This window comes from Marinobacter sp. es.042, assembly GCF_900188315.1.
Lineage (GTDB): Bacteria > Pseudomonadota > Gammaproteobacteria > Pseudomonadales > Oleiphilaceae > Marinobacter.
On record NZ_LT897781.1, the window covers coordinates 3800520 to 3819943 of the forward strand.

Genomic DNA, 19424 nt, shown 5'->3' on the forward strand with positions numbered 1-19424 from the left:
GGGCCCAGCGGCCCCTTTTGTTTTCCCGGTGCTTACAGGTCAGTTCCCGCTCGTCACCGACACGACGTACTCAGCCACCGCACGAATCTGCTCTTCGGAAAGCGACTCGTTGAACGCCGGCATTATGCCAACGCCGCTGGTCACCGCATTGATCACCTGCTCCCTGGACGGCTTGAGTTCGTCCAGATTCGGACCTACTGCGCCCGCGGAGCCGGCATCGGCCAAGGTATGACAGATGGTGCAGGCAGGCTGAGATTGTTGCGTGAAAACCAGCTTTCCCTGTTCGGCGTCGCTGGCATTGGCCAGTGTTGACAGTCCGAACAGGGTAAGCCCACAAAGTACAACTGTTTTTCTCATCTCTTTGTGTTCCCAGAGGCGGGGCCATCCATCAACGCCCGAGAGGGCCCCGCAGGTTATCAACCGATAGCGACCGTTACCCCGTGATCGCTCCAACCATTGTGGCCGTAGCCCCGTTCGTTCTCGATCCGGCCTTCTGGCTGGGAGTTGCCCTGAACATCAGTGGCGCGGCTTACAATCCGGTGTTCGCCTGCCGAAAGATCTGTAGCCAGAACAAAAGGCCGCCAGGCGTATGGTCCGAGGTCGGGGCCAAGGAACCGGGCCTGTTTCCAGGTTTTGCCACCGTCCACCGATACGTCCACTTTTTCCAGTGCCACGGTGCCACCGAATGCTACGCCATAAATCATGTTGCGCCCGGCGCTACCGGTCTCCAGAGGCGCGGTGACCCAGGATTTTACGTTCATCTCCCACATGGAAGGTTGGTCTGGCGCACCTTTCACACCCACTTCGCGGACCCGGTAGCCTGAGGCCTGAATCTTCGCGTCGGTCTGGTTTTCGGTGAAAGCGAGATTCTTGACATACTTGACGTTGTTGACGCCGTAGTAACCGGGTACCACCATCCTGAGTGGGCCGCCATGGGTATGGGTAAGCGGCTCATCGTTCATTTCCCAAGCAAGCAGAGCGCTGTCCAGCGCTCTCGTTGGTACCGAGCGCTCAACCATTATGGTTTTGGGATCGAGTCCCTCGGGCAGGGCTTCACCGCCGGTCGCGGTAATGTATCGGGTTCCATCGGCTGGCCCTCCGAGGGCCTCAACCACATCTTTCAGTGGTACACCGGTCCACATCACGCAGCCCGCAGCGCCAACCGACCACTGGGTGCCACTTGCTCCATGGGGGAAGAAGGCGCGGCCGTTACCGGAGCATTGCAATACCGAGGCAACCGTGGTGACGCCCATGGCCTTCAGTTCACCGACAGTAAGAGTGCGGGGATTCTTGACGCCGCCAATCTGCACCTCCCAGGCATCCGGGTTGTCGGTGACCGAGGCTGGCGGTGCCGGCAGGTTGTTGCGTACGAACAGTCGATCGCTGGCAGTAATGACACCGTTGCCGATGGCGCCCCGCTCGGTCTCCATAGTGTTGGCGCTGTGCACAATCAGTGCGTTGCGTTCTTTCCAGGCCGCATAATCCGGCAGTGATTTCGGTTCATCGGCTTTGGCCAGAGGCGTGAATCCAAGCACGCTTACGGCTGCCAAGGCGCCAGCACTGCCGAGCAGAATGCTGCGGCGAGAAGGATTCTGTAGGCCCGGATCGTTCGGGCCTCGATGAAGAGCTGTTTCCTGTTTCATGATCCGTCTCCTTTTTGGGGTTGTCGTCGGACGGTGGGGCTGCATTCTAAAAAATCAGGTTATAACCTTATTCTTATAGGCTGTGGTCAAGGATTAATCAATACTTTTTTATCGTTATCAAACCAGTTTGGCGGTGGCTATAATCCGCCGCACACTGCAATCCAAGACAGAACACAGGTGCCCGGCATGATCCGACTGAACTTGAGCCCGCTGACAGAGTCTGCAACCTTGTTACGGCGGGCCGGCGTTGTGCTTGGAAGTGTCGGCCTGACAGCGCTCTTTTCACTGCTGGTTTTGCTGAGGGCGCTGTTCGGATGGTTGAACCGGCCCATTGTTGATCAATACTGTCGCGAGTGGTCGGCGTCATTGTTACGGCTGGTTCGCGCCAACCTGACGGTCCGCGGGCAGGTGCCTGATTTCGGCGACGGGCGCCGATACATCATCATGTGCACCCATGCCAGCCACTATGATATTCCGGTCACCTTCGTATCGTTGCCGGGATCGATCCGCATGCTGGCGAAAAAGGAGTTGTTCAGTATTCCGTTGCTGGGGCAGGCCATGCGTGCCGCAGAATTCCCCTCAGTGGACCGATCCAATCGGCAACGCGCGGTCAGGGATCTGGAGAAGGCCCGGGCGATGATGGAAAGCGGAATCGTGCTCTGGGCCGCGCCCGAAGGGACCCGGTCACCGGATGGTAAGCTTTTGCCATTCAAGAAAGGCTGTTTTCATTTGGCGTTGGATACCGAGGCGGTGATCGTGCCGGTGGCCGTGCGGGGTATCCACCGTGTTTTACCGGCCCGTACCTGGCAGATCAACCTCGGGCAGCCAGTGGATGTGAGGGTAGGAGAACCGCTGGATACGGCCGGTAAGACCAAAGCCGACCTGGATGAGGTGATGACCGAGGTCCGCTCAAGGCTGACGGAGCTGTTGGGAGACGGTGAAGCCGGTTAGCACCGGCCTCACATCGGCGCGCAGATCAGGCCGTACCGGCAGCCACCACCGTGGACAGTAGATAGCCGGTATAGGCCACGTACACCAGTACCAGGATACCGCCATCCACACGGCTCACCAGTTTGCGCCATCCGGTAAGGCCAAAGCCCATCAGGAACAGACCCACCGTGAGCGCCAGCATCAGCGTCCAGTCACGGTAGAGCACTTCCGGGTCCACGGCCAGGGGTTCGATAACAGCCGCGAGACCCACCACGGCGAGGGTGTTGAAAATGCCCGACCCCAGAATATTGCCCAGGATCAGGTCGTGTTCGTTCTTTTTGACCGCGGCCAGAGCCGAGGCGAGTTCGGGCAGGGAAGTGCCGATGGCAACAATGGTGAGACCGATCACCAGATCGCTGACTCCAAGGCTCTGGGCGATCGTGACGGCACCCCAAACCAGCATCCGGGAACTGACGATCAGGAGTACCAGGCCAATTACCAGCCAGATCACGGCGGTTTTCAGGGGCATGGGATGCGCAATGATCTCGGCGTCGGCATCACCGGCCAGGGGATCCGCCTTGCCTTTCAGGCCCTGGAAGATTGACCAGCCCATAACCGCGGCGAAGACCGCCAGCAACACCCAGCCATCCATGCGTGAGAGGTGCCCGTCGATCAGCTGGGCGCCGGCAATGAGGGTGAGTACGATCAGCAGTGGCAGCTCCTTGCGGATCACCTGGGAGTGCACTGCAATGGGCGCGATGATGGCTGTCAGGCCGACAATAAGCGCAATGTTGGTAATGTTGGAGCCATAGCCGTTACCCAGGGCCAGGCCAGGGTTGCCATCGGACGCAGCCATGGCTGAGACGGCGAGTTCCGGTGCCGAGGTGCCGAAACCGATAATCACCATGCCGATCAGCAGGGTGGGCATGCCAAGATGTTTGGCGGTCGCCGCGGCGCCCTCCACAAATTTATCGGCACTCCAGACCAGCAGGACCAGGCCGGCGATGATTGCGCCAAATGCCATTAGCATAGATAGACCTCAGTTGATGAAACGCCCGAGCATGTAGACACCGGCGTAGCCCAGGGTATAGGCCGCCAGAAGGTGTGCAAGATACCGCATATAGGCGGCAAAGGTCAGCCCCGGAATCTTGCTCATTGCCACTATACCGGCGGCTGAGCCGATCACCAGGAGCGATCCACCCACACCCACGGCATAGGTCAGGCCCATCCACTCGCCGGGGCTCATGTCGATGCCGGCCTTCAGCAGGGCCGCCGTCAGCGGCACGTTATCGATAACGGCCGAGAAGATGCCCATCAGGTAATTGGCGTACAGCGGCGGCAGGATGTCGTAAATCGCCACCAGCGAATCCAGCGCATGGATCTCCTTGAGCATGCCCACCAGCAGGAGGATGCCGAGAAAGAACAGCAGCGTTTCAAACTCGATGATGCGGATGTACTCGAGAATCGGGTCCAGATCGGAGTCGTCACTCATGAACCGAGACACCAGGAACATGATGGACAGGCCGAACAGAAAGGTCAGTACCGGTGGAATCCCGAACAGGGCATTACCGGCAATGGTGCTCAGGATTGTTAACAAAAACAGCCCGCTGATGATCGCATCTACCCGTCGCACAGGGGTATTGTTGGAGCGCAGTGTCACGGTCCCTGTGAGCCCTCTCGACAGGAAAACCGCGAGGATGAAAACGGTGATTGAGGCCGGAATGGCCAGGGTCAGCAGGGTCAGTATTTCAACCTTTTCCGCGAGGAAAATCATCAACGTAGTGACGTCGCCGGTGATCAGCGAAACGCCTCCCGAGTTGACCGCAAACACAACCAGCGTGACGAACTGGATACGTTTTTTCAGCTCCAGATCCAGAGACAGAATCAGCGAGCATGAGACTAAAGTGGCGGTGATATTGTCTGCTAAAGAGGAGAAAATGAAACAGAAAAGACCGGTCAGGAACAGTAGCCGTCGCTCGCTTACCTGCTTCGGCATGATCAGGTAAATCACATTTTCGATCATACCCTTCTTGTTCAGGTAGGCGACAAAAGTCATGGCTGCGACCAGAAACAGCCACAGCCCGGCGATTTCGGCGATGCTCTCGGACAAACCGTCGGAAATGGCAGACGTTTCACCAGCGTTATCACTGAACAGGAACAGCAGCATCCAGCTCATGGTGCCAAAGAACAGCGTTACCTTGGCCTTGTTGATGTGGATGACCTCTTCAAATATGACGCCTAGCAGCGCCAGAACCGCGAGAATAATCAGAAACGCATCAAGGGCAGACATTGGGGAAATCCCGTCCTGGTTTGTCAAAGTGGAGGCCTGAGCCGGCCAGACAGATCACGCGGGCGGATTTTAGACCTTTGACCCGTAGCAAACCACTGTTCGTAAGTGCACGTATCGGCCCCTGAATCAAACAGATGCCGAAGAAAGACGCAACGATTGACAATCGCAATTTATTCTCTCGGCAAAAATCGGGATAATTGCGCGCACATTCAGACCGGAAGCAGACGGCGGCGCCGTTTACCTCGCGCCCGACCGGCTTCCGACAGGCTCTCTTGCTGATCGTGAGAGGGCAAAAGGCTCAACACTAGCTAGGGTGAAAACCAATGGCCGTTAGACAGGCAGACGTAGTGCTGGTCGGCGGTGGCGTCATGAGCGCCACTCTCGGCATGATGCTCAGGCAGCTTGATCCGTCCCTGGACATCGTCATGGTGGAGCGTCTCGACCACGTTGCCCATGAGAGCACAGACGGATGGAACAACGCAGGTACCGGGCATGCCGGGTACTGTGAGCTTAACTACACGCCCGAGACCGGTGATGGCGATGTCACCATCGATCGGGCCCTGCAGATCAACGCCCAGTTCGAGGTGTCACTGCAGCTCTGGTCCTACCTTGTGGAGCAGGGCATCCTGCCCGAACCCTCCAGCTTCATTAACCCCACGCCGCACCAGAGCTTTGTCTGGGGTGAGAAAGACGTGGCCTTCCTCAAGCGCCGTTATGAACGCCTGAGTGCCCATCATCTGTTCCGCGACATGGAATACACCGAGTCCCCGAAGGATCTCGAGGAATGGATGCCGCTGATCGTCAATAACCGGGACCCCATGCAGCGGGTTGCCGCGACCCGGATCAAGCACGGTTCCGATGTGGATTTCGGCTCGCTCACCCGCAGCATGGTGAGCTGGCTGGAAACCCAGCCGAATTTCGAGCTGATGCTCAGCTCACCGGTGCACTACATCGACCAGCGGGATAACGGCCGATGGAAGATCCGCGTCAAGAACCAGAAGACCGGCGAGCTGACCAAGCTCGAGACTGGCTTCGTGTTTCTCGGCGCCGGCGGTGGCGCGTTGCCGCTGCTGCAGAAATCCGGTATCGACGAAGCCCGGGGCTACGGTGGCTTCCCGGTGAGCGGTCAGTGGCTGGTGTGTGGCAAGCCCGACATCGTCAAGCAGCATGACTCCAAGGTTTACGGCAAGGCGCCGATCGGGGCACCGCCCATGTCGGTCCCGCATCTGGATACGCGCATCATTAATGGCGAGCCGGCCCTTCTGTTCGGCCCGTTCGCCGGTTTCACCACCCGCTTCCTGAAGCAGGGCTCCATCTTTGATCTGCTGGGTTCTGTGAAATCCACCAACCTGAAGCCAATGCTCTCGGTGAGCAAGAGCAACATGGACCTGACACGCTACCTGATCGGGGAAGTGTTCCAGTCCCACAGTGACCGGGTGGCATCGCTGCGCAACTTTTTCCCGGATGCCATGGAAGAGGATTGGCAACTACGCATGGCCGGCCAGCGCGTTCAGATCATCAAGCAGGTCGATGGTGGCGGTGGCAAGCTTGAGTTCGGCACCGAAATCGTGGCGGCAAAAGATGGAACGTTGGCGGCGCTGCTGGGTGCTTCTCCCGGAGCCTCCACCGCAGCCAATGCCATGATCAACGTGATCGAGCGCTGTTTCCCGGAGAAGATCAAGACTCCGGAGTGGCAGGAACGGATGAAAGAGCTTGTTCCGTCCTATGGTCAGTCCCTGGTAGAAGACGAAGCACTGCTTACCAAAGTTCGCGAGAGGACCCTGTCTACCCTGAAACTGGGCTGATATTCCCAATCGATCTAAGAAAGCCAAAGGCACTGTGATTGCTGGATTCACTCCCGGCCGTCGCAGTGCTTTTTGCGTTTCGAATGGGGGCGAAATTTGCGATTTCATAGCTAATGCGTAGGGTTATAAGTCAACCCTTATGAAAGGAGAGAGAGCCTGTGAGTGAGCAAAAGTACAATCCTGAGAAAGGGTATATTGCGTTACTGGGCTGGAGCCTGAACGCGGTTGAAGCGGCCGACAAATTCGATCGTCGGTATGTTGTCGTGGCGCCGGACTGGGCCGAAGCCTATTGCGAAGAGCATGACATTCCCTACGTGCCCTGGAATTTCGAGCGCCTGAATGATCGTTCGGTAGAAATTGCGCAGACCCTCAAGGAGATGGGCGTAGACGTTGCCATCCCGCTGTTTGAGGAGACTGTGGAGTGGGCGGGCGCCATTAACTCGGTGTTGATGGACAAGCCGCGTTTGTTCGGTCAGGCCATGCTGCTGCGTGACAAGGCCCTGATGAAACGCCGTGCCCAGCTCGGTGGTATCCGGGTGGGTATCTTCGAGGAAGCGCACGACAAGGGTGATGTTATCCGGTTCCTGAAGCGGGTTAACCAGACGCTGCTGAAACTCGATGGTGACCCCAACGATCCGATTCACCTCAAGGCCTTTGATAAGGCCGGCTGCCTTGGCCACCGGGTGATCCGTACGCCTGATGAAGTCGATACCATCCCGGAAGAAGAATTCCCGGTTTTGATGGAGTCGCACCTGGATGGCTGGGAGTTTGCGGTCGAGGCCTGGATTCACAACGGCAAGATCGCCTTCCTGAACATTTCCGAGTACGTGACGCTGGGCTATTCGGTATTTGTGCCCGCAACACCGGACCTGGAGAAGTATCGCGACCAGATTCGCGGCGAAATCGAGAAGCTGATCAAGACCTTCGATATCGAATTCGGGTTTATCCACCCCGAGTACTTCGTGACCAGCGACCGGACCATGTACTTTGGCGAGGTGGCCTACCGCCCGCCGGGCTTCAAGGTGTTCGAGCTGCTTGAGCGTGCCTACGGCTTCAACGCCTATCAGGGCATGATCCTGGCCTTTGACCCGAAGACCACGGAAGAGGAAATCAAGGCCTTCTTCCCGAAGGAAGTGGTGGATGCGAAGGGTTACGCCGGTTGTTTCGGTGTGTATCCGCGCCGCCGGGTTGTCAGCAAGCTGGAAATCCCGGACGAGACCGAAAATCACGAGTATTTCGAGTCTCACGAGCTGACTGCGCCGCTTGAAGAAACGGTCACCAAACGTACCGCTTTCGGTACCCACTGGGGGCTGGTGTATTTCTTCGGTGAAGACCCCTATGTCATGCGGGACCTCCTGAAACATCAGGAAGACCTCGATTTCTATGTATAATCAGGAGAAGCATTAACAACAACCGGGTTTGGTCCCAGGCCCTGAGGATTATCGTTTGAACGATCACCAATCGGGCAGCGCAGCGCCAGCTGTGAACATTGACAAGCTGGCTCAACGCCTGGATGACGCCATTCAGGCTTTGGAAGAAAGCCGGTCTTTTACCAAGGCCGGCAAACTGCCGCGTGTGCTGGATATTGCCCGCCGGGTCCTGCTGCAGCCGGATGGCTGCCGGATCATCGAGGAGCGCGCGGAGCGCCTTGAACTGGCGGGCGTCTTTGCCGGCACCGACTGGGCCGAACCCGGTATTCTCCTTCCCACGCTGACAACCTATTCGCTGCAGAGCCAGAATGCCGATACCGTCGTCATTGAGGCCTTCAGCGAATTGCGGCTGCTTGCCGTCGCCCGGGGCAGCTATCTGCACCCTTCGGTGTCGGCTGAACAGGCCCACCACTATCTGACCCAGGTTCTTGCCATCAACCTGGGCCTGCTGTTTGGCATGACCGGTGAGGCTGAGCGGGAGCAGGGCAAGCTCGCGCTGATCAGCCAGAACCTTGTGCAGTACGTGGCCCACCACATCGGCTACGAACATGTCATTGATAGTCTGATCGAGGAGATCTGGCGGATCCTTGAACAGCGACCGATCCAGGTATCGGACGTACGCAAGATGATTACCCAGATTGCCCTTTGCCGGGCCGATCCGCAGGCCGATCTGGGCAGTGCCGGGCGCGGTGCCGACCGATTGATCTCCAGCCTCTATGGCCCCACCCGGGCGTGCAGTGAAGACCCCGGAACGGTGGTCTACGAACAGCGGCTGGAAACCATGGACGCCCAGGCCCTGCAGAACGAGGCCACCGGGTTTGCGCGTTCCATGCACGATACCGGGCTGGTCTCGCCTTACCATGCCTCGTTCATACGTTTCATCCTGTTGGACCAGGACACCTTGTTGAGCGAGGCGCTGGGTCTGTCCAGTACCGGCCGGGATTGCCTTATGTGCTATCGGGAGCTGGTCCACACCCTGATTAAAGAAGGTATCTATCCGGAAACGGCACAGGGCATTTATGGCCTGGCGCTGCTGCTGGAGCGGGGTATTCTTTACCAGCCTCCTGTTGCGCCGGGTCTGTGGCGCCAGGCACGGCTCTCTCTGTGCCCCCATGCGCGGGAGCGACTTGAACTGGCCTATGGCTATCAACCGCAACCCAATGCCTGGCTGATTCAGGGCGTGTTGAATATGTTGGGCCAGCCTTTGGGTGTGGGGCAGGGCAACAATCCTACCTGCCAGTCGGCCCGTGCTCTCTCGATGTGGGCCTACAACGATCCGGATTATCTCTTGCAGATGGTGGCCTGGGCTGCCCGGGACAATGAAATCGTCATTCACTTTGAAGGCCAGCCGGTGTCGTCGGCACGAAGTGTCGGCGGTGTCGCTTCCGAGGTAACCCTCGATCTGGATCCTGTCTCCCTGGTTGTAGTGCCGCATCTGGACCGCATTTATGTGGAGATGGGCCGGTTGTGCGTCGGCCGCCAGGGCGATCCCCATAAATGGGTGAACCCGGAGTTCCACGGCTGGTCTGCCGGGCGCGGATTTGCCATCAACGTGGATGTGGCCACTGGCAAACTGCATGATCTGGAAGGCTTTATCCGGCATTTCTATGCCAGTTATCACCCCTACTACAACGGCAATCAGCCGCTGATCCACCCGCAGCCCGCGGGTATTGCGGTGACCGACAGTGCCGCCCGGTTTATCGGCTGGCACGCCATTACCATTCTCCGGTCGGCGCTCGACCCGGAAGGCGAGATGCGGATTTATTTCTTCAATCCCAATAACGACAGTGGTCAGAACTGGGGCGATGGAGTCAAAGTCAGTACCTCTGGCAACGGAGAGCGCTTTGGCGAGTCGTCGCTGCCTTTCGAACAGTTCACATCGCGACTGTACATCTTCCATTACGATCCCCTGGAGCGGGGGGAACCTGCGGAAGTGAACGAGGATGCCCTGAGGCGCGTAACAGAGGGTGTGTATCGCAGTTGGGGGCTGGATCGCGTGCCGGCGGATGCTTTGCAGGCGGAGCCGCCCATAACCGATTGATCCCGGAACCTGCCGATCACCCGGAATCCACAGATCAAGAGGAAGGCCATGGCCAACGAACAGACCCCGGCCCGTAATGGGGCCGAGTTGTTTATCCGGGCGCTGGAAAACGAAGGCGTTGAATACATTTTCGCGGTGCCCGGTGAGGAGAATCTTGCCTTCCTGGAAGCTTTGAGGACGTCCAGTATTCAGCTGGTCCTCAACCGCCATGAACAGGCTGCCGGCTTCATGGCCGCCACCTACGGCCGCCTGACGGGGCGCGTGGGAGTCTGCCTTTCCACGCTCGGGCCCGGCGCCACCAACTTCGTGACTGCCGCCGCCTACGCTCAGCTGGGCGGTATGCCCATGATGATGATCTCGGGCCAGAAACCCATCAAGTCTTCCAAGCAGGGGTTATTCCAGATTCTGGATGTGGTGGACCTGATGCGTCCGCTCACCAAGTACACCCGGCAAATCAGCAATGCCAACACCATCCCTGCCAAGGTTCGGGAAGCTTTTCGCCTGGCCTCTGAAGAGCGCCCGGGAGCCGTGCATCTGGAGCTGCCGGAGGACATCGCCGATGAGGCGCCCGAATCCGATACCCATATCTTCAAACCCAGTGACGCCCGGCGGCCCTCGGCCAGCCCGAAAAGCCTGGAGATGGCGTGCGAAATGCTGCGCGAGGCCAGGCATCCGCTGATCATGATCGGTGCCGGCGCCAACCGGAAACGGGTTTCCCAGGCGTTGCTGCACCTTGTGAATGTTACCGGCATCCCGTTCTTCACCACCCAGATGGGCAAGGGCGTGGTGGATGAGCGACACCCGCGCTACCTGGGCAACGCTGCACTGTCGGCCGGGGACTTCGTTCACTGTGCAATCGACCGCGCCGACCTGGTGATCAACGTGGGCCATGATGTGGTGGAAAAGCCACCTTTCTTCATGACCCCCGGCGGCAAGAAGGTCATTCATGTGAACTTCAGTGCGGCCGACGTAGACCCGGTGTACTTCCCCCAGCACGAAGTTGTCGGGGATATCGCCAACAGCGTGGAATACATGGCCGAGAACTGTGGCCAGTGCGCCAACCATGATTTCACCCGCCTGATGGAAGTGAAGGAGGCGGTGGATGCGCACCTGCAGGAGCGAGCTGAAGACGATCGTTTCCCGGTGATCCCCCAGCGGATTGTTCATGATGTGCGTCAGGTAATGCCCGACGACGGCATCATTACGCTCGACAACGGCATGTACAAACTCTGGTTTGCCCGCAATTACCGCGCCTACGACAACAATACGGTACTGCTCGACAACGCCCTGGCCTCCATGGGCGCCGGCTTGCCCAGCGGCATGATGGCCTCCATGCTGTACCCGGATCTGAAAGTGATGGCGATCTGTGGCGATGGTGGCTTCATGATGAACAGCCAGGAGCTGGAAACTGCGGTTCGACTGAACCTCAACCTGGTGGTGCTGATTATCAACGACAGTGCCTACGGCATGATCAAGTGGAAGCAAGGCCAGGAAGGCTACAGCGATTTCGGCCTGGATTATCGCAACCCGGATTTTGTCACCTATGCCCAATCCTATGGCGCCAAGGGTCACCGCGTGACCCGCACAGAGGACCTGCGGCCGACCCTGGAAGGTGCCCTGGCTGAAGGCGGTGTTCATGTGGTGGACGTGCCCGTGGATTACAGTGAAAACCGCCGGGTGTTTGATGAGGAGCTGGCGGAACTGACCTGCAAACTGTGAGGGGTGTATTATGCGTCCATGGATGATGAGCCCGAGGTAGCACTGCAATGATCCGTTTCTTTTTTCGCGGCCTGGTGGCCATCGCGACACTGACGTTGCTCGTCGGTTGTAGCAACCCCGAGACACCCCAGGAAGTGGCGGCGGCCTTCTGGCAGGCCATGGCCGAGAACGACGCCGGTGACGTGATGGAATACTCCACCCTGGCGGAATCGGCTGCGTTCGACGGTTACAAGCGCAGCTGGACCGACGTCGTGCCATCCTTCGGCCGTGTCGTTATTGAAGATCGCGAAGCCACTATCGTGACCCGCCTGCCGGCCGAAGCCGGAACCGAAGGTGAGCGGCTGGAGCTGGTCACCTATCTCGTGCGGTTCCAGGATCAGTGGCTGGTGGATTACGACCGTACTGGCGAGGCCATCCTTAATCCTTCCCCGTTCAGCAGCATCATGGGCGAGCTCAGCCGGCTCGGTGACGAGCTCAGCACCCGTTTCTCATCGTCTTCGGATGACTTTGAGCAGCAGATGGAACAGCTGGCGCGGGATCTGGAGGCCTACTCCGAGGAAATCGGCCGTGAGGCTGAGGGCGCCATGGAAGCGTTCGGCAAGAAGTTGCAGGAAGCCATGCGGGAGCTTGAGCGCTCGGTGGAAGACGCCCTGAAAGACAGTGAGCCGACACCGGAGGAGGACCGGGTGATTCTGGAACAGGCTGCCCGGGATCTGGACCGCCAGGCCGATGAGCTGAACGATCCCACCATGGAATCGATCGCCAATGCCAGTCGCACCGTGGCCGAAACCGGCGAACGCTTCACGCGCCTGAGTGAGGAAATGCTGAATCGTCACCGGGAAGAGTGGCAGCAGAGGCTGGCTGAGATGCGCGCTTACGCGGACGAATTTATCGAGCAGCTCAGGCTTTAGCGGGCCTGCTCGGCGCCTCGCAGCATGGCCTGAAGCAGCTCCTCGGCATCGAATTTCGTCAGCGCTTCGTTGGCGCCCACCTGATTGGCATAGCTCAGGCTCATCTCACTGTTCAGTGACGTATGCAGGATGATGTAGGGTTGCTTCAGCGCTGAATTGTCCCGCACATTGAACGCCAGCTCGTACCCATCGAGCCCCGGCATCTCGATATCGCTGACCAGAATGTCCGTGGGCCGGCCCAGTTCATGGTCGCGCAGCAGAATCTGCAGGGCGTCATCACCGTTGGACGTCACCTGGTAGGGGATGTCCTTGCTGTCCAGCACGTCCGAGAGTTGCTTACGGGCCACCTGGGAATCGTCGACCATCAGAATGTTCAGGGACTTGAGCGTCTCACTCTGCACATCCGTGAGAACCACCTCCTGGGTGTCGAGTGATTCCGGATACACCTTCGCCAACAGCAATTCCACATCCAGCAGCTGGATGATATCGCCATCCACGTCCAGCAGACCCGTGATAAACGCCTTGCTGCCCAGGGCTTTGGGTGGCGGCATCACCGATTTCCAGTCAGTCTCGATAATCTGTTGCACGCTGCGCACCAGAAAACCGATCTCCTGGCGCTGGATATCCGTGACAATAATCGAGGCTTTTTCCCGTTCTTCCTGCGTCAGCGGCGGATAGCCGACCGCGGCAGCCATATCGATCACCGGAACGGCGGAACCCCGGAAGGTGGCCGTGCCGATGACGGCGTGATGGCTGTGGGGCAGTTTGGTCAGCCGCATGAAAGGCAGGATTTCCCGGATCTTCAGGGTTCCGATCCCGAACAGACGCTCGCCGGAAAGCCGGAACAGCAGAAGTTTCTGGGTCTGCTTCGCTTTGCTGGACATACAAGCGGGTCCTTTCAAACGCAAAAGCCCCTGACGCAGGAGCTTTTGCAAGAAGTTGTTTCACCAGGCTGTCTGGCGGGCGCTGCTCAGCCCGCAAGCCTGGAGTATGTAGCAATAATAGCAGCTTTACCGTGAATCGGGATTCAGAAGGATTGTTTCAAATGGTGACAGAATCCTTCCGCACAGGGTGTCTTGGGCTGCCATGCCAGTGCGCCTTCAGAACGCCATGTCCTTACCGTCCCAGGCCTTGAAGCAGCCGATCTCGGCGAGGGTGAGGCTGTCAATCTGCCGCCTGAGGCCATCAACGGATTGTTCAACCGATACCTCGGCGTCGCTACCGCCCATGTCCGTCGCCACCCAGCCCGGGTGGTAGATGCCCACGGCTATGCCCTGCTCACGCAGGTCCACGGCCAGATTTCGCCCGAGATTGAGCGCCGCCGCTTTCGAGGCACGGTATATGTACCGGCCGCCACCGGCAGAAGCCTGGGATCCAAGCTTGCTGGATATGATGGCGATTTTCGGGGTGCCGCCCCCGGCCAATGCCAGTCTGAGATTGGGTAGCAGCGCCTGTATGGTGAGGAATACGCCGGTCACATTGACCTGGAAGTGCTCCGCCCAGAGTTCTGGCGGGTAGCCGCCTTCCAGCTGTTCATGGCGATCGAGCAGAATGCCGGCGTTACAGACCAGGGTTGAGATCGGTTGGTTTTCGAGGCGCTCGCCCAGCGCGGTCACGCTGGCGGGGTCGGCGACATCTAGTACCTCCATGCCCGGTTCGCTTCGGGCCGTGCCAATGACATGCTCGCCCGCCTCTCTCCACTCATCGGCCAGGCCCTTGCCGATGCCGCGATTGGCGCCCGTGATAAGAATGGTCATGTTTGTATTCCTTGTGGCTGAGGCTCAACAGTAGCACAGGTCTCTGGCGATCCCTGCCGGAAGGGCTGCCTACCAGGGGAGGTTATTCAGGATGAACCAGGCGGTGCCGCCGGTCGCCAGGATTGCCACCAGGGCAAGCAGACCGTCCCGCGCCACGATGGCCAGGCCAAACGCCATCAGGGCGATTCCGGCACCGTTGGCGCTGAATGGAATCACTTCCATCAGTGGCATGGCAGCCGCTACAACCATGCAAATGATGGCGATAACGTATTGCCCCGGCCCGCGAACCAGCCAGAGCAGCCTTTGTTTTGTCCATCGATCCACAAATCGGGCGGGCTTGTTCATCCAGTCCAGCCCCCTGGCAAGCTTTTCTCTTTCGATGTTCCGGCGCGCCAGCTTTGAGGGAATCCAGATCGAGTGGCGCTGGAAAATCAGTTGCCCCAGGGTGAGTAGCACCATCAGGCCAAGCAGCGTTGGTACTCCCGGAATATCCCCTATCAGCGGGGCCACGGTGATTACGCCGGCGATCAGAACCATCGGCCCGAAGGAACGTTCACCGACAGCTGCCAGTACATCGCCCACAGACACCTGAACCTGTCCCTCGGTGTTTGCGCGAAGGCGTTCCAGAAGTTCTGTCAGGCTGGCCGGATCGTCTGGCTGGTTCATGGTGGTGCTCGTGGTCTCCTATTGAACAGATTTTTCAGACACTACCTTGACTGCGCAACGAGTGCATGAACACAAGATGACAGGGAGTTAGCCCGGGCGTTGCTACTCAGAGCATTGAGTGCCTGACTAATTAGTCTATATTAATTAGACCTCCCTTCCTTGGTGGCATCAAAGATGTATCCAGGCAAGAGCAACGGGTTCCCGTTCTCAAAGTTGTTGCACTCGCGTTTTGTGACGCCCGCCCTGTGCAGATCTGCTTTGGTGCTCGCGTTCATTCTCTGTTTTTCGGCCCCAAGCTATGGGGACTGCGACATCACCCTGCGCTGGGACGATGATCCGCCCTATTTCATGGTTCAGGAGAGTGAGGTGGTCGGCATTGATGCCGACCTGGTCCGTGAGGCCATGGGGCGCCTGGATTGCGGGCTCTCCTTTCAGAAGATGCCATGGGCCAGGGCGCTTAGGGAGTTGCGTGACGGGCACGTGGATATGCTCTCCGGCGCCTACCGGACTCCGGAGCGAGAGGAGTATGCCCATTACTCGGAAGTGGTCGGTCTGGTATCACCCAATATCCTGTTTATTCGGCGATCTGACGAGTCCAGGTTCGAGCTGAATGGTTTGCGGCAGCTGCTGGAATCGGGTTTCAGGCTTGGTGCCCAGATTCATGTGTCCTACAGCGATGAATACAGCGCCCTCATCCGGAATCCGGACTACGACAAAAACATCGAGTACCTCTCCCGCAGGAAGCCGTTATGGCTCATGCTGGCCCGGGATCGGGTCGATGGTGTGGTGGCGAGTCAGTTAACCGGGCTCTACGAGATTCAGGAACTGGGGCTGACCGGAACGGTTATCCCCAGCTCCTTGGTCGTATCCAACAAGCCCGCGTACTTTGTGTTTTCCAAAGCAACCATTGGCCCCGGGTTTGTGGAAGATTTTGATCGCGCACTGCAGACGATGCTGGATGATGGCACCTTCACGGCTATCGTAAATCGGTACGTCTGCATGCCCGCTGGCTCGCCGCAGTCAGAGACTGGGAATGATCCCGGGGTTTGTCCTTTGGCGGGGTTTTGATCTTCGAACTGGTTTTGTACGAGACGCCATATAAAAAAGGCCTCGTCGTGTGACGAGGCCTTTTAGGTTGGTTGGTGGAGACGGCGGGAATTGAACCCGCGTCCATGCTTGGTCAGCATATTGATTTTAAAGCAAAAAAATGGCTAGGACCTCTGCGTGGGGCAAACGCTTTACATCAGAGGGGCAGATTCCTGCGTCCCCGAAGGCGTGTACTCGAAATGGGGAGCCGCGCATCTAGATCTCAATGCGGGTCTTTCAGAGGCATGCATTGGTGCACCATAAAGTTATGAATGGGGCCGATTTTCCTGTTTACAGAAACACTTGATGATGATTTCGTCGACTTGGCGCTGCGTTATGGCAATCTTTGACAAATTCGGCGAGGCTTTCCAATCCAGCGCTTGATAGTACGACAAAGTACCGAAATAACTGATACTGGCAAAGCCCTGAATCCGGATATTCGGTCTGATTGCGCCACGGCTCATTGAAAAACGTGCTCATCCTGGAATCCTGATGGCGTCACAGAGGCCGAAACAAGAGAATCCTCCTACAGTCACAGGAGGCGGCAAAATCCGCACGATTATCTGACTCTCAGTCAGAAATAGACATCGTGTCCCTTCTGAGTTCTGAGACCCGCGAGGTTATGCTTTGAAGCTACTATTTGTTAACGATGTCAGGAGAAATCCTCGTTTAATAAAAGCTTTTAAAGTTTACGCCCTTGAATTTCGTCTTTGATCTTGAAAATTAGATAGACTGTAATGGGTCACTTTGAAAATAATCATCGATAACCAATGCATTGCCATGGGATTTATAAATCTGAAGAATTCGTCTGAGTCAACAATCCTGTTGCTCTCAATATTTTTCGAGCCACCGTTCAGATTGTGAAAGAACCGATTCCGAATATTTATTATAAAGCTTCCCATTTCGCAGTATTTAATGCACAGTAACCCGTGTTCTGTAGTGTCCTCGTGAATCGCTGAGGCGTTTGTAACGTCTTTCATGGCTTTGAACATCTGTTTTTGAACGTTAGAATTATCGGCCTCAATACTTATATCTATTGATGTATCGGCAATAGGGTCGCCGTGATGAATTGTTTCTACAAATTTTTTGAAGAAACCAAGCTCTTTCTTTTCATCGCTTCCGGTCATCAACTCTTTTAACTCTTTGAATGATTTTAAAAAATCACTGCTTTTAGAGGCATATATCATTGGAAACGCATATGATATTTTTTCTAAAATTCGATATATAAAAATGAATGCTGAAGTATGAGCTGATTTTCTTTCGTGTATTATGAAATGGGATATCTCTGCAAGAATGATCTTGTAAAAAGAACGATTGGTAAACTTTGTGTTAAAGATGAAATCAGCAAGATCATCTGAATTTGTTTCTTCAGAAAAAAATTTAGGAAAGTCAGTTTTCCAGTTTCGGAAGCTCGTTAGGTCGTTATAGAAGTAATTCTTTCTGTGTTTTACGGATTTGTTGGAATAGTTATGCGTCAGCTCTAAATTTCCAGATAATATGCGAATTATAAGCAACAGTTCGGGATCATTTTCTCCTGAAACCGTCAGTGCTTGCGGCAAATTTTTTTTGATGCTTTGGGGCAAGTTATCTGAGTAGCTGAATGTCAGATAACTTGCCATCAGGAAGTAATCTCCATAAATTGTTCTGCCAGCTCCATCTCATCAAGTTTTGAAAATTTTTGGTATTTTTCAATAAATACCTGAGATAGCTCTCTCCTATATTTTCCCAGATTTACTTTCGAAGGGTTTATGTATTTAAATGCGGACTCGAATAAATCTATTGAATCGGAGAATTCAGCCTCCGTTATTTCTTTTATTGTAGGGTAGGACTTTTTTATCCCTACGGAAAAGCCTATTAGGTTGTTTCCAACTTTAAACCACTTATGGGCGTTGGGGGCTGAGCTAAACCGGTCTACTTCCTTTATCACGTTTTTGAAATCTATTCCCTCATTTTTGGGCTGACGATCCATGATCCTGCCGACTATGATCTGGTCCATTTTTTCACCGATTATCTTATTATTGTCGTTGTTCACTGATCCGGTTAGGAAAGCAAGGTAGGCTTTGGATAGGTCGCCGAGATCAAAGGACCCTTTGATCACATTTTTAGCTCGCTCTTTTTCCGTCTGAACCTTTATTGACAAATCGGAAAAATCAAATAACTCTTGGGTCAATATTTCGATTTGATGCCTAGGTGTCATCGGCCTCTGGCCATTGTTCAAAGTGATCATTCGGTAAAGGAGTCTATCCTCTGATGGGGCGATGATTACGTTTATATAGAGTGGGTGATTGCCATCGAACCGCTCGTCTGCACTCGCCCTTTTTAAGGTATTAAGACGTTGGATTCCATCCAGAATGTAGCCAGATTCAATGTTGTCTGATATGTAATCGGAAATCTTTTTTATGCTGTCTTCTGAAAATTCTGGCTCAACAAAAGCAATAGTTATTGGAGGCATCAGGCAATGATCCAAGATATCGCGCTCTAAACGCGCATAAAATTTCTTGTCCTGGATTTTTCGTTGCCCAGAAAAGCGATCAATTAACGGAAATAGGTTATCGATGGCATATTGGTATGTTATTTTCCCCGTTGCGACGACGCTATCGATTACACTGTCATGAGCCTTATCGAAAATTGTAACGTTCAAAGTTTCTCCTCAGACTGATTCGGCTTCATATGCTTTTGAGAGCCTTAGTTTTTCGTGTATCACATTGGCAGCTTAGCAGAAACTTAGCCTACCTCCCCACTGGTGCCACCTTTAGTGTTCGCTGCTACTCGGTCCTTGAACTAGCGAGATAGACTGCTTGGATGCATGACCCGCTGAGTCGGAGTTTTGGTACTTGATGTCAGATTCGGAAATGACCGGAGACACTGTCTCTCCTTATGACACGATAGGTCGGCAAATGTCGCAATGTGATTGCGCTGAAGAGAGCTGGGGAAGTGGGGCTTCGCTGATTTTCCCACTTTAGACCTGCTATGGGCTTGGAGGCTCAATCACTTAAAGTAACTTGCTCAGAGGGATTAAACCGCCCCTATAACGAGAGCTGCCCGAGATGATGTGGGATTTGAGGATGACAACCGATTAATAGTGTCGACGCCGCCAGGGTGGCCGCTCGATTCTGGTTACGCCATGGCGTTCTGGCGGCAATTAT

General features: G+C 55.9%; 16 protein-coding genes. 7 read left to right on the forward strand and 9 right to left on the reverse strand.

Annotated elements, in window-relative coordinates:
- Window positions 1-39: 39 nt before the first annotated feature.
- Together CFB02_RS17445 and CFB02_RS17450 are read right to left on the reverse strand one after the other, a co-directional pair.
- Entirely contained in the window at window positions 40-357 is a 318-nt protein-coding gene (locus tag CFB02_RS17445; protein WP_088559022.1) for a c-type cytochrome, read from the reverse strand.
- Between the two features lie 59 nt (window positions 358-416).
- Window positions 417-1643, reverse strand: coding sequence for a sulfite oxidase (locus CFB02_RS17450; RefSeq protein ID WP_088559023.1), 1227 nt, complete (start codon window positions 1641-1643; stop codon window positions 417-419).
- A 186-nt stretch (window positions 1644-1829) separates the two neighbouring features.
- Between CFB02_RS17450 and CFB02_RS17455 the strand changes: the two genes are divergently transcribed.
- On the forward strand, window positions 1830-2594 hold the full coding sequence (locus tag CFB02_RS17455) for a lysophospholipid acyltransferase family protein (RefSeq protein ID WP_088559024.1): 765 nt from the start codon (window positions 1830-1832) through the stop codon (window positions 2592-2594).
- A 25-nt stretch (window positions 2595-2619) separates the two neighbouring features.
- Here CFB02_RS17455 and CFB02_RS17460 read toward each other — a convergent pair whose 3' ends face one another.
- Together CFB02_RS17460 and nhaD are read right to left on the reverse strand one after the other, a co-directional pair.
- Window positions 2620-3603, reverse strand: coding sequence for a calcium/sodium antiporter (locus CFB02_RS17460; protein ID WP_172835843.1), 984 nt, complete (start codon window positions 3601-3603; stop codon window positions 2620-2622).
- 9 nt (window positions 3604-3612) lie between these two features.
- Complete coding sequence (gene nhaD, locus CFB02_RS17465; RefSeq protein ID WP_014578337.1) at window positions 3613-4863, reverse strand: sodium:proton antiporter NhaD; 1251 nt, start codon at window positions 4861-4863, stop codon at window positions 3613-3615.
- Window positions 4864-5186: 323 nt separating this feature from the next.
- Here nhaD and mqo point away from each other — a divergent pair, with 323 nt between their 5' ends.
- The 5 genes from mqo to CFB02_RS17490 all read left to right on the forward strand — a co-directional run bounded on the left by mqo (window position 5187) and on the right by CFB02_RS17490 (window position 12769).
- Window positions 5187-6668, forward strand: a complete 1482-nt coding sequence (mqo, locus tag CFB02_RS17470) for a malate dehydrogenase (quinone) (RefSeq protein ID WP_088559025.1) — start codon at window positions 5187-5189, stop codon at window positions 6666-6668.
- A gap of 158 nt (window positions 6669-6826) precedes the next feature.
- On the forward strand, window positions 6827-8059 hold the full coding sequence (locus CFB02_RS17475; RefSeq protein ID WP_088559026.1) for an ATP-grasp domain-containing protein: 1233 nt from the start codon (window positions 6827-6829) through the stop codon (window positions 8057-8059).
- A gap of 55 nt (window positions 8060-8114) precedes the next feature.
- Window positions 8115-10139 (forward strand): hypothetical protein, encoded by a 2025-nt coding sequence (locus CFB02_RS17480; protein WP_088559027.1) that lies wholly within the window; start codon window positions 8115-8117, stop codon window positions 10137-10139.
- A gap of 48 nt (window positions 10140-10187) precedes the next feature.
- The gene (locus tag CFB02_RS17485; protein WP_008171088.1) at window positions 10188-11858 is read left to right on the forward strand and encodes an acetolactate synthase large subunit; all 1671 of its coding nucleotides are present in this window, start codon (window positions 10188-10190) and stop codon (window positions 11856-11858) included.
- 47 nt (window positions 11859-11905) lie between these two features.
- Window positions 11906-12769 (forward strand): hypothetical protein, encoded by an 864-nt coding sequence (locus CFB02_RS17490; RefSeq protein WP_088559028.1) that lies wholly within the window; start codon window positions 11906-11908, stop codon window positions 12767-12769.
- On the opposite strand, the gene CFB02_RS17495 is transcribed toward CFB02_RS17490, so the two are convergent.
- The 3 genes from CFB02_RS17495 to CFB02_RS17505 form a co-directional block, all read right to left on the reverse strand.
- A complete protein-coding gene (locus tag CFB02_RS17495; RefSeq protein ID WP_014578332.1) occupies window positions 12766-13653 on the reverse strand; it encodes a chemotaxis protein in 888 nt (295 codons plus the stop codon). The two genes, CFB02_RS17490 and CFB02_RS17495, sit on opposite strands and share 4 nt — an antisense overlap.
- Window positions 13654-13869: 216 nt before the next feature.
- Window positions 13870-14526 (reverse strand): SDR family NAD(P)-dependent oxidoreductase, encoded by a 657-nt coding sequence (locus CFB02_RS17500; RefSeq protein ID WP_088559029.1) that lies wholly within the window; start codon window positions 14524-14526, stop codon window positions 13870-13872.
- Between the two features lie 69 nt (window positions 14527-14595).
- Window positions 14596-15192: an exopolysaccharide biosynthesis protein gene (locus tag CFB02_RS17505; protein WP_088559030.1), complete on the reverse strand. Its 597-nt coding sequence runs from the start codon at window positions 15190-15192 to the stop codon at window positions 14596-14598.
- A gap of 261 nt (window positions 15193-15453) precedes the next feature.
- On the opposite strand from CFB02_RS17505, the gene CFB02_RS17510 reads away from it, so the two are divergent.
- Window positions 15454-16260, forward strand: coding sequence for a substrate-binding periplasmic protein (locus CFB02_RS17510; RefSeq protein WP_157677821.1), 807 nt, complete (start codon window positions 15454-15456; stop codon window positions 16258-16260).
- 707 nt (window positions 16261-16967) lie between these two features.
- On the opposite strand, the gene CFB02_RS17520 is transcribed toward CFB02_RS17510, so the two are convergent.
- Together CFB02_RS17520 and CFB02_RS17525 are read right to left on the reverse strand one after the other, a co-directional pair.
- Complete coding sequence (locus CFB02_RS17520) at window positions 16968-17897, reverse strand: hypothetical protein (RefSeq protein ID WP_088559033.1); 930 nt, start codon at window positions 17895-17897, stop codon at window positions 16968-16970.
- Window positions 17897-18919 (reverse strand): hypothetical protein, encoded by a 1023-nt coding sequence (locus tag CFB02_RS17525; protein WP_197694028.1) that lies wholly within the window; start codon window positions 18917-18919, stop codon window positions 17897-17899. Before CFB02_RS17525 ends, CFB02_RS17520 begins: the two co-directional genes overlap by 1 nt.
- Window positions 18920-19424 lie beyond the last annotated feature (505 nt).

Coding starts and splice junctions, on each gene's coding strand:
- CFB02_RS17495 (WP_014578332.1), bottom strand. CDS start 13,653: ATGTCCAGCAAAGCGAAGCAGACCCAGAAACTTCTGCTGTTCCGGCTT.
- CFB02_RS17455 (WP_088559024.1), top strand. CDS start 1,830: ATGATCCGACTGAACTTGAGCCCGCTGACAGAGTCTGCAACCTTGTTA.
- nhaD (WP_014578337.1), bottom strand. CDS start 4,863: ATGTCTGCCCTTGATGCGTTTCTGATTATTCTCGCGGTTCTGGCGCTG.
- CFB02_RS17445 (WP_088559022.1), bottom strand. CDS start 357: ATGAGAAAAACAGTTGTACTTTGTGGGCTTACCCTGTTCGGACTGTCA.
- CFB02_RS17500 (WP_088559029.1), bottom strand. CDS start 14,526: ATGACCATTCTTATCACGGGCGCCAATCGCGGCATCGGCAAGGGCCTG.
- CFB02_RS17460 (WP_172835843.1), bottom strand. CDS start 3,603: ATGCTAATGGCATTTGGCGCAATCATCGCCGGCCTGGTCCTGCTGGTC.
- CFB02_RS17520 (WP_088559033.1), bottom strand. CDS start 17,897: ATGGCAAGTTATCTGACATTCAGCTACTCAGATAACTTGCCCCAAAGC.
- CFB02_RS17490 (WP_088559028.1), top strand. CDS start 11,906: ATGATCCGTTTCTTTTTTCGCGGCCTGGTGGCCATCGCGACACTGACG.
- CFB02_RS17505 (WP_088559030.1), bottom strand. CDS start 15,192: ATGAACCAGCCAGACGATCCGGCCAGCCTGACAGAACTTCTGGAACGC.
- mqo (WP_088559025.1), top strand. CDS start 5,187: ATGGCCGTTAGACAGGCAGACGTAGTGCTGGTCGGCGGTGGCGTCATG.
- CFB02_RS17485 (WP_008171088.1), top strand. CDS start 10,188: ATGGCCAACGAACAGACCCCGGCCCGTAATGGGGCCGAGTTGTTTATC.
- CFB02_RS17450 (WP_088559023.1), bottom strand. CDS start 1,643: ATGAAACAGGAAACAGCTCTTCATCGAGGCCCGAACGATCCGGGCCTA.